Genomic DNA, 7,561 nt, shown 5'->3' with positions numbered 1-7,561 from the left:
CGATGAAAAAGCGGCGGCGGGTTCCCGATGGTCACCCGCCTTGCCGCCGCGCTCACCCAGTTCGCGCGGCGTGAACCGCTTCGCGCCCTCCGGGCGCTCGCGGATGCTCGTTCGGTGGTTCGGGAGTGTTTGTGGCGTTTAGAGGATAGAGTATTTCGTGTTCGGTGAGTCGGGACCCCTTCCAGCCGGTCGTCGACTTCGAAATCGCTACTCGGTCGTCCGATTCGTGGTGTGTCACACCCCACCGAGCCGCCCTCCATTGGAAAGCCTTAAGGTACAAACCCGGTTACGATGAGTTGCGTCAGGCCCGGGTGGTGTAGTGGCCCATCATACGACCCTGTCACGGTCGTGACGCGGGTTCAAATCCCGCCTCGGGCGTACTTTTGCCGTACACAACACTGCGAGTAACAAGTACCGTAATTCTGAATCAGTAGGGTTGCCAGCGCTACCGCCGCGTAAAATCATTCAATGAAATAGGTCGTCACGATGTATACGTAGCGGAAACTGGCGATTTTGACACATATGCTTTTCAAATTAGGTCATTAAGAGAGTTCCATGCCAGAACAAAACGACAAGATTGATTCTGGAGAAAGAGACGCGCTTGGAGCGATTGCAGACGACGCGCTAAGGACATTCAGAGCAGGTCTATTCCTGATTGTAATCTATATTTCAATAATATCTCTCACTCTTCAAACGGGCGGTGCCGCATACGTGGAGAATATCATAAACTCATTCTACACAATCAACGGCGTTGTATTCTGGATTGGCTCAATGACTGTCTGTGTATTTACTCACCGAGCGGCGCGCCGAATCACGCTCAAAGAGAACTACCCCCAGTTAGGCCAGATAGATGACAAATTTGACGTTTTGAACCTATCCAGCACAAGCACATTCGGATTGCTAATCTCGGTTTTCTCCCTTATTATGGGATTATTGGAGGGGTGGGCGAACACGATAAATGATACATCAAGAACCATCGGGTTCGAACAACCGTTGCTAATTGTTGGGTTTTCAGTAGTTATGGTTTCTATTCTCTATTCAGCTTTCTCCGTCTTAGATATGATTCGAGGGCGGTGGGGACCAATCAGAAAAATTCTCCGAATGTCATAGAAGACGAACAATACGGCGAGCAACGCGAGTTTCGGCACCAACTAGTTACCACGCTCGCCCGTACATTGGTCTATGCCCGCTTGGAAGGGTGCGTGGTCGGAGTCCGAGGCCACTGCGTACCTCCGAGAATCGACCGTCCCGATTCGACTCGCCTGCCGGACGCCCTCGGGAGGGCTGTGGATGCTCTCGCTGTGGTACGTCTACCACGACGGCGAGTTCCTCTGTGCGACCGGTGCCGACGCGGACGTGGTTCGGTATCTCGAAGCCGACGCCGGCGTGGCCTTCGAGGTCTCGGACAACGAGCCGCCGTATCGCGGCGTCAGGGGGTCGGGAACCGTCAGCATCGAAGCCGACGAGGGGAAGACGCTTCTACGAGAGCTGTTGGAACGGTATCTCGGCGGCACCGACAACTCGCTGGCCGACCGACTGCTCGACGACGACCGTGAGGAGGTCGCACTTCGTATCACGCCGGAGAAACTGTACACGTGGGATTTCACCGACCGAATGGCCGACGCGGCTCAGACCGACGACGGCCCGTGATGAACCTCGAACTCGATTCGCCACGAAACCCGGGGTCGATGGCCTTTGCGGGCCGCCAGTCGATGTACGTCGGGCGGTTCAGTCCGTGACGTTCAGTCTCGGAGCGCCTCGACGGGTTCGAGATTGGCGGCCTTCCAGGCCGGATACAGCCCACTGGCGAGGCTGACGGCGACGCCGAAGACGAACGCGACGAGCAGGTAGACGCCGTTCGAGGGGTCGAGAATGATATCGAGGGCGATGGGTGAGACGTACCACAACAGCAGCGCCGCGCCGATGCTCAAGAGTACGCCGACGAACCCACCCAGGATACCGAGCAGGGTCGCCTCGACGACGAGCGTCCGGAGGATGTCCCGTTTCTGGACGCCGACCGCACGGAGCAGGCCGATTTCGCCCTTTCGCTCGGTCGTGCTCATCAACATCACGTTGAAGATGGCGACGCCGGCGACGACGAGCGAGACGGCGCCGAGGCCGATGAGGAACTGGTTCAGCAGGTCGAAGAACTCCTCGATTTGGTCGAGGATGCTCGACAGCTCGAACACGGAGACGCGCTGTTCGCGGGCGTTGAGGCGGTCACGGACTCCTTCGGCGATAGCTCGTGCGTCCTCCCCGGAGTTCGCCTGCACGACGACCTGGTCGTAGTCGCCGGGGACGAACGCGCTCTCCGGGAGGACGACGGCGCTGTCGGGTTGGATGGGAGAGATGTCTTCGCCCGGTGCGAGGACGGCGATGACGCGGTAGTCGTTGCCCGCGATTTCGACGAGACTGCCGACCTGGACACCGAGTTCCTCGGCCAGCGAACTCCCGACGAGGGCGCCCTGTCTGTGGCGTTCGGGGACGGTGCCGGCTTCGGCGTTGAACAGCGCCGCTGGCCGGTCGGTGCCGTAGATGGTCGCGAAGCTACTCGACCCCCCGGTTCCGGAGACGACAGCGCCGTCGCTTCGCAAGGGAACGACCGTTCCGCGACCTTCCGAGACGCGCTGGATTTCGGTGATGTCGCGAGCGGTGAGCGACTCGCCGCCGGCGTCCTGGTTCGGCGAGACGATGACCTGGTCGCCGAGGCCGCCCAGCGACTCCAGCGCCGCGAGTTGGAGGACGTTGCCGAAGATGCCGAGCGTGGCGATGGCGAGGACGCCGATGACGATGCCGAGCGCCGCCAGCACCGACCGGAGTTTGTTCCGCCGGAGGTTTCGCGTCGCCATCACGACCGCCGGGAAGTCGCCGGGGCGCATCTATTGTTCCTCCAGTCGCCCGTCGACGAGTTCGACCGTCCGGTCGGCGTACTCGGTGACGAGTTCGTCGTGGGTGACCGCGACGACCGCGACGCCCTGCTCGCAGATGCGCTCGAACTCACCGAGGACCTGTCGTCCGGTGTCGGTGTCGAGGTTGCCGGTCGGTTCGTCGGCCAACAGCACTTCCGGGCGGTTGATGAGCGCCCGCGCGATGGCGACGCGCTGTTTCTGGCCACCCGAGAGTTCGGGTGGGCGGTGGTCGAGGCGGTCGCCGAGGCCGACGCGGTCCAGTAAGTCCTCGGCGCGGGCCGTCGCGTCGCGGTCGCGGTCGTACACCGTCGGCAGCGCCACGTTCTCGGTGGCTGTCAGCGTCGGGATGAGGAAGAAGTCCTGAAACACGAAGCCGATGTACTCCTTGCGGAGGTCGGTTCGGGCCTCGTCGTCGAGCGTCGTCACGTCGCGGCCGTCGAGCAACACCTCCCCGCTCGTGGGCGTATCGAGCAGGCCGAGCGTGTTCAGCATCGTCGACTTTCCCGAACCGGAGGGACCCATGACCGCGACGAACTCGCCGGCCTCGACGGTCAAATCCACGTCTATCAGCGCCCGGACGGTCTCGCCGCCGCCGTCGTACTCCCGAGTCACCCCGATGAGTTGCAGCGGTGGCGCCTCGCCGTCGTGGTTGGCCCGCTCTTCGACCGCCGTTCGCTCCGCCGTGGGCGGCGACACGTCACCACTCATCGTCGCCAGCGGTACAGTGGGACGAGGGCGGCGGCGCCGAGGGCGACCGAAATGCCGACGCCCGCGATGTCCAGCGAGAACGGCCACAGCGACCCGAGAACGCCGCCGTCGTCGGAGTCCTCGAAGCGTTCGACCGGGAGCTCGTAGCGTTCGGTGAACGTCTCGCCGTCGACGCGGTAGGTCACCTCGACGGGGACGGACGTGGCGTTGTCGTCGACGCGTGCGGTGAGTTCGAAGGGGGCGAACTCGCTGCCGTCGACGGTGCCGACGAAGTAATCGCGCTGGGGATACGCCGGGGAGACGGACTCGGTTTCGCCGACCGAGACGACGACGCCGGAGACCGACGCCTCGCCGGTGTTGCCCGCGTTGCCCGTAATCACGAGTCGGTCGCCGTCCTGCTGCATATCGACACCCGTGACGGTGATGGCGGCCGTCTCGGGACGGTACTCGTAGGTCGTTTGGGTCTGCCGCTGTTCGCGGTCGAGACGATAGTTGACGGTCACGTCGATGTCGCCGCCGGAGGCCTCCGAGAGGTCGACGGTCACCGTTCCGGTTTCGCCGGGTGCGAGGTCGCCGACGAACTGTCGGGCGAGCGATTCCTCGCCTGCGGGTTCGACGACGGCCTCGGTAATCGGCGCGTTGCCGAAGTTGGTGACCGCGACTTCGACTTGGCCGGGCGTCTCGCCCTCGGCGTCGTCCTGCTGGAGGTTGCCGCCGGCACTGCCGCCGCCGGCACCGCCGAGGAGGCTTCCGAGGTCGCCGCCGGCCTGTACGTCGGCCTGTTGCTCACGGACCGGGCGAACGTCGATTCCGACGTCGTCTTCGAGCGGTTCGACGCGGAGGGTCTCCCGTCGGAACGTCGTCTGTCGGTCGCCGGTAGCGGTGGTGTAGGAGACCCGGACCGCGATTTCCTGGCGGTCGCCGTCGGGCGTCACCGTGAGGTTCAGCGTCTCCTCGGCGCCGGCGGCGAGCGTCGGAACGAACGCGCGGTCGGCGACGGCGGTGTTCTTCAACACCGACACTTCGACGTTGCGGACCGGGTCGACGCCGGGGTTGCCGATGTCGACGACGACCGGCGAGGTGACGCCCTCGACGAGGTCGGCGTCGACGACGATGCCGGGCGGTGAGTCCTCGACGACGACGGTCACGGGTCGACGAATGGTCACGTCGTCGCCGTCGGCGTCGGTCCCGCGGGCGACGACGGTGAGGTTCTGTCTGCCGGCCTCGTCGAACTCGCCGACGAGGTCGACGGTCAGGCTATCGCCGGGCGACAGCGACCCGGGGTTCGACGCGCGGGCGAGGCGGTCGCCGTCGTCGGTTCGAAGCGTCACGTCGTCGAGTTCGACGGCGCTCGTCGACCCCGCAGAGAGCGCGACGGTCGCGGAGACGGTCGTCGGTTCGTCGGTTATCGGGCGGTCCGGGGCGACGGTTACGTCGGATACCGTCAACCGAGCGTCGGGGACGGCACCGACGCTCGGTGGCGCAAGCGAGAGTACCAGCGCGACCGCGACGAGGAGGGCGATGAAACGGCGCACGATACCGAAAGAAGGGGACGAGCAGGCAAGTATCTGCCGCGAACCCCGGTCGGTTGCCGCTACTGGACCGGCGTCGACAGCGCGTTTCAGACCGTGTAGTCGGCGTCTTCGGGGTCTTCGACGACCTCGATGCCGCGGTTGTTCACCGCGTGGGGGTCGAGGCCGACCTCCTCGAGGAACTTCTTGTACTGGCGTTCGCAGGTTTCGGCGTCCTTCTGTTTGTCGCTGGCGTGGTCACAGAGGTCGGCGATGCCCTCCGGCACCTCGTTGGTGTAGATAATCCAGTGGTTGACGAGGTCCGACAGGCGGCGGATTGGCGAGGTGAAGTGGCCGTAAATCTCGAAGTTCAGCGCGTGGTGGCCGCCGAAGGGGTCGGACATGTACTTGGCGCGGGGCATCACCTTCATCACGGCCCACTGAATCTTGTTGAGCTGTCGGCCGGGCGCCTCTTCGAGCGTGGCGTTGACGGCCTTCCGGGGGTCGTCCCAGGTGTTGCCGGGAATCGAGACGCCTTCGAGGTCCTGAATCTCCCGCAACGCCTCGTCCCACTCGTCGGGCGTCGGCTGTGGGTGGACGCGGAACATGGCTTCGAGGCCGCGGTCCCACTGGAGTGTGTGAGTGACGGCCTTGTTGGCCTTCAGCATGCACTCCTCGATGATGGTGTGGGCGCGGTCCCGCTTGGGGTTGAGCACGAGCGAGCCGTCCTCTTTCCGCTGTTCGTGGAGTCGCTCGGCGAGTTCGTAGGCGAGGGTGTTCTTTTCGTGGAGGTCGTGGCTCTCGTCGTCCAGTGCCTCCTCACACTCGTTGTAGGTCAGTCGGGCGTCGGAGTGGATGACGGATTTGTAGATGTCGATAGACTCGTGGGAAAGCGTCTCGCCGTTGATGTGCATCTCGACGGTGTGGGCGAGGCGGTCCTCGTTGGGGACCAGCGAACACACCGTCTCCGCCAGAATCGGCGGGAGCATGTGCATGGTGTACCCCGGCAGATAGACGGTGTTGCCTCGTTTCTGCGCCTCCTCCCACATCGCCGTCTCGGGGTTGACGTAGTGGGTCACGTCGGCGATGTGGACCCACAGGCGATAGCCCTCGTCGGTGCGTTCGATGGAGATGGCGTCGTCGAAGTCCTGTGCGTCGGCGGGGTCGGTCGTCCACGTCGTCAACTCCCGGAGGTCCTTGCGGTCGTCGAGTTCCGTCTCGATGTCGCCCTCGGGATCCTTGGCGCGTTCCTCGGCCTCTTCGAGCACCTCGTTGGGGAACTCGTCGCGGATGTCGAACTCCTCGAACAGTTCCTCGCGCTTGTTGGCGAGGTGGCGGGCGAGTTCCTCGTCGATAACGACGGGACCTTGCCCCTCCGCAGTGCCGGCGTACGCCTGCTCGTCGCGGTCAGTCATATCGAGGAGTTGTGTGGTCGAGTAGTTAGGCGTGTCGCACGGGGGACCGAACGACTCCGAAACGAACGGCGGACTTTTGACCGCGGAGTCGAAGTGGTGGGCATGGATAGCCGCCTCTCGCGCCGTGCCCTCCTCGCGGCCGCCGGCGTCTCCGCGGCCGGCCTCGCCGGCTGTACGGCGGGGTATCGGACGGCAACCGTCGATGCGACGGCGGGCTTGGAGCCGACGAGAACGCCAGCCCAGACCCTCGAAGACGCGCCGCTGTCGGCGACGTGGACCCGGGAGTTGCCGGGACAGTTCACGCTGTCGACCCCCGGCGTCGACGATGCCCGGCTGTACGTCGGCAGTGACACGAAACTGACCGCCGTCTCACTTGCCGACGGCGCCGTCGACTGGCAGGTCGAGATGGGCGGGTTGACTCACGGCTTCACGGCCGCAATCGAGGACGGAACCGTCGTCGGGTCGGCCCGCGACATCGTCGGCCGACAGAACATCATCGACCGCGGCGGCACGGCGTCGCTGCGGGCGCTGGAGGCCACCACCGGCGACGACCGGTGGCGCGAACCGCTCGCCGTCTCGGCGAGTCCGGTCGTCGCCGACGGGACGGTGTTCGTCCCGCTGGTCGACGGTGAGGAGACGGCGGTGACTGCACGCGACCTCGACACCGGCGCGGAACTGTGGACGCGGACGCTGTCGGCACCGGATATATTCGCCACACCAGCGGTCGGCGAGTCGGTGTACGTCGCGACTACGGCCCGGGAGGACGACACCAGTAGCCTGCTCGCGTTGAGCCGGGACGGCGAACTGCGGTGGTCGAAGAGCCTTGACGGTGCGGCACACAAGGGGCCGCGGGTGGCCCCCGAATCGGACGGCGAGACGGTGTATGTCGGCACCGACGCCGGCCGACTGTACGCCGTCGGCGGTGACGGCGAAAAGCGGTGGGAAGCGGCCTTCGAGCGAGGGGTCAACACCACGCCGGCGGTCGACGACGAGCGGGTGTACGCGACGACGCGCGGCG

Annotated in this window: 7 protein-coding genes and 1 tRNA gene; 4 read left to right on the top strand and 4 right to left on the bottom strand. The window is 64.8% G+C overall.

Annotated features, from left to right (window positions below; genetic code table 11):
* Nucleotides 1–305 precede the first annotated feature (305 nt).
* The 3 genes from GJ631_RS18030 to GJ631_RS18020 all read left to right on the top strand — a co-directional run bounded on the left by GJ631_RS18030 (nt 306) and on the right by GJ631_RS18020 (nt 1,650).
* Nucleotides 306–378 (top strand) — tRNA-Asp (locus tag GJ631_RS18030).
* A gap of 177 nt (nt 379–555) precedes the next feature.
* A complete protein-coding gene (locus GJ631_RS18025) occupies nt 556–1,110 on the top strand; it encodes a hypothetical protein (protein ID WP_156710483.1) in 555 nt (184 codons plus the stop codon).
* Nucleotides 1,111–1,182: 72 nt separating this feature from the next.
* Complete coding sequence (locus tag GJ631_RS18020) at nt 1,183–1,650, top strand: pyridoxamine 5'-phosphate oxidase family protein (RefSeq protein WP_156710482.1); 468 nt, start codon at nt 1,183–1,185, stop codon at nt 1,648–1,650.
* 92 nt (nt 1,651–1,742) lie between these two features.
* Here GJ631_RS18020 and GJ631_RS18015 read toward each other — a convergent pair whose 3' ends face one another.
* The 4 genes from GJ631_RS18015 to GJ631_RS18000 form a co-directional block, all read right to left on the bottom strand.
* Nucleotides 1,743–2,879 (bottom strand): ABC transporter permease, encoded by a 1,137-nt coding sequence (locus GJ631_RS18015; protein WP_156710481.1) that lies wholly within the window; start codon nt 2,877–2,879, stop codon nt 1,743–1,745.
* Complete coding sequence (locus GJ631_RS18010) at nt 2,880–3,617, bottom strand: ABC transporter ATP-binding protein (RefSeq protein WP_156710480.1); 738 nt, start codon at nt 3,615–3,617, stop codon at nt 2,880–2,882. It lies immediately after the preceding gene.
* Nucleotides 3,614–5,152 (bottom strand): CARDB domain-containing protein, encoded by a 1,539-nt coding sequence (locus GJ631_RS18005; RefSeq protein WP_156710479.1) that lies wholly within the window; start codon nt 5,150–5,152, stop codon nt 3,614–3,616. The genes GJ631_RS18010 and GJ631_RS18005 overlap by 4 nt, the downstream gene beginning before the upstream one ends.
* A gap of 86 nt (nt 5,153–5,238) precedes the next feature.
* On the bottom strand, nt 5,239–6,543 hold the full coding sequence (locus GJ631_RS18000; protein WP_156710478.1) for a ribonuclease R family protein: 1,305 nt from the start codon (nt 6,541–6,543) through the stop codon (nt 5,239–5,241).
* A 102-nt stretch (nt 6,544–6,645) separates the two neighbouring features.
* On the opposite strand from GJ631_RS18000, the gene GJ631_RS17995 reads away from it, so the two are divergent.
* Nucleotides 6,646–7,561, top strand: a 916-nt coding sequence (locus tag GJ631_RS17995) for a PQQ-binding-like beta-propeller repeat protein (RefSeq protein WP_156710477.1), incomplete at its 3' end; no start/stop codon positions are given.

The sequence above is a fragment of the Natronomonas sp. CBA1123 genome (assembly GCF_009741925.1).
In the GTDB taxonomy this organism is placed as follows: Archaea; Halobacteriota; Halobacteria; order Halobacteriales; family Haloarculaceae; genus Natronomonas.
Note: the sequence above shows the minus strand (reverse complement) of the source record. Positions and strands in the feature narration are given on the sequence as shown.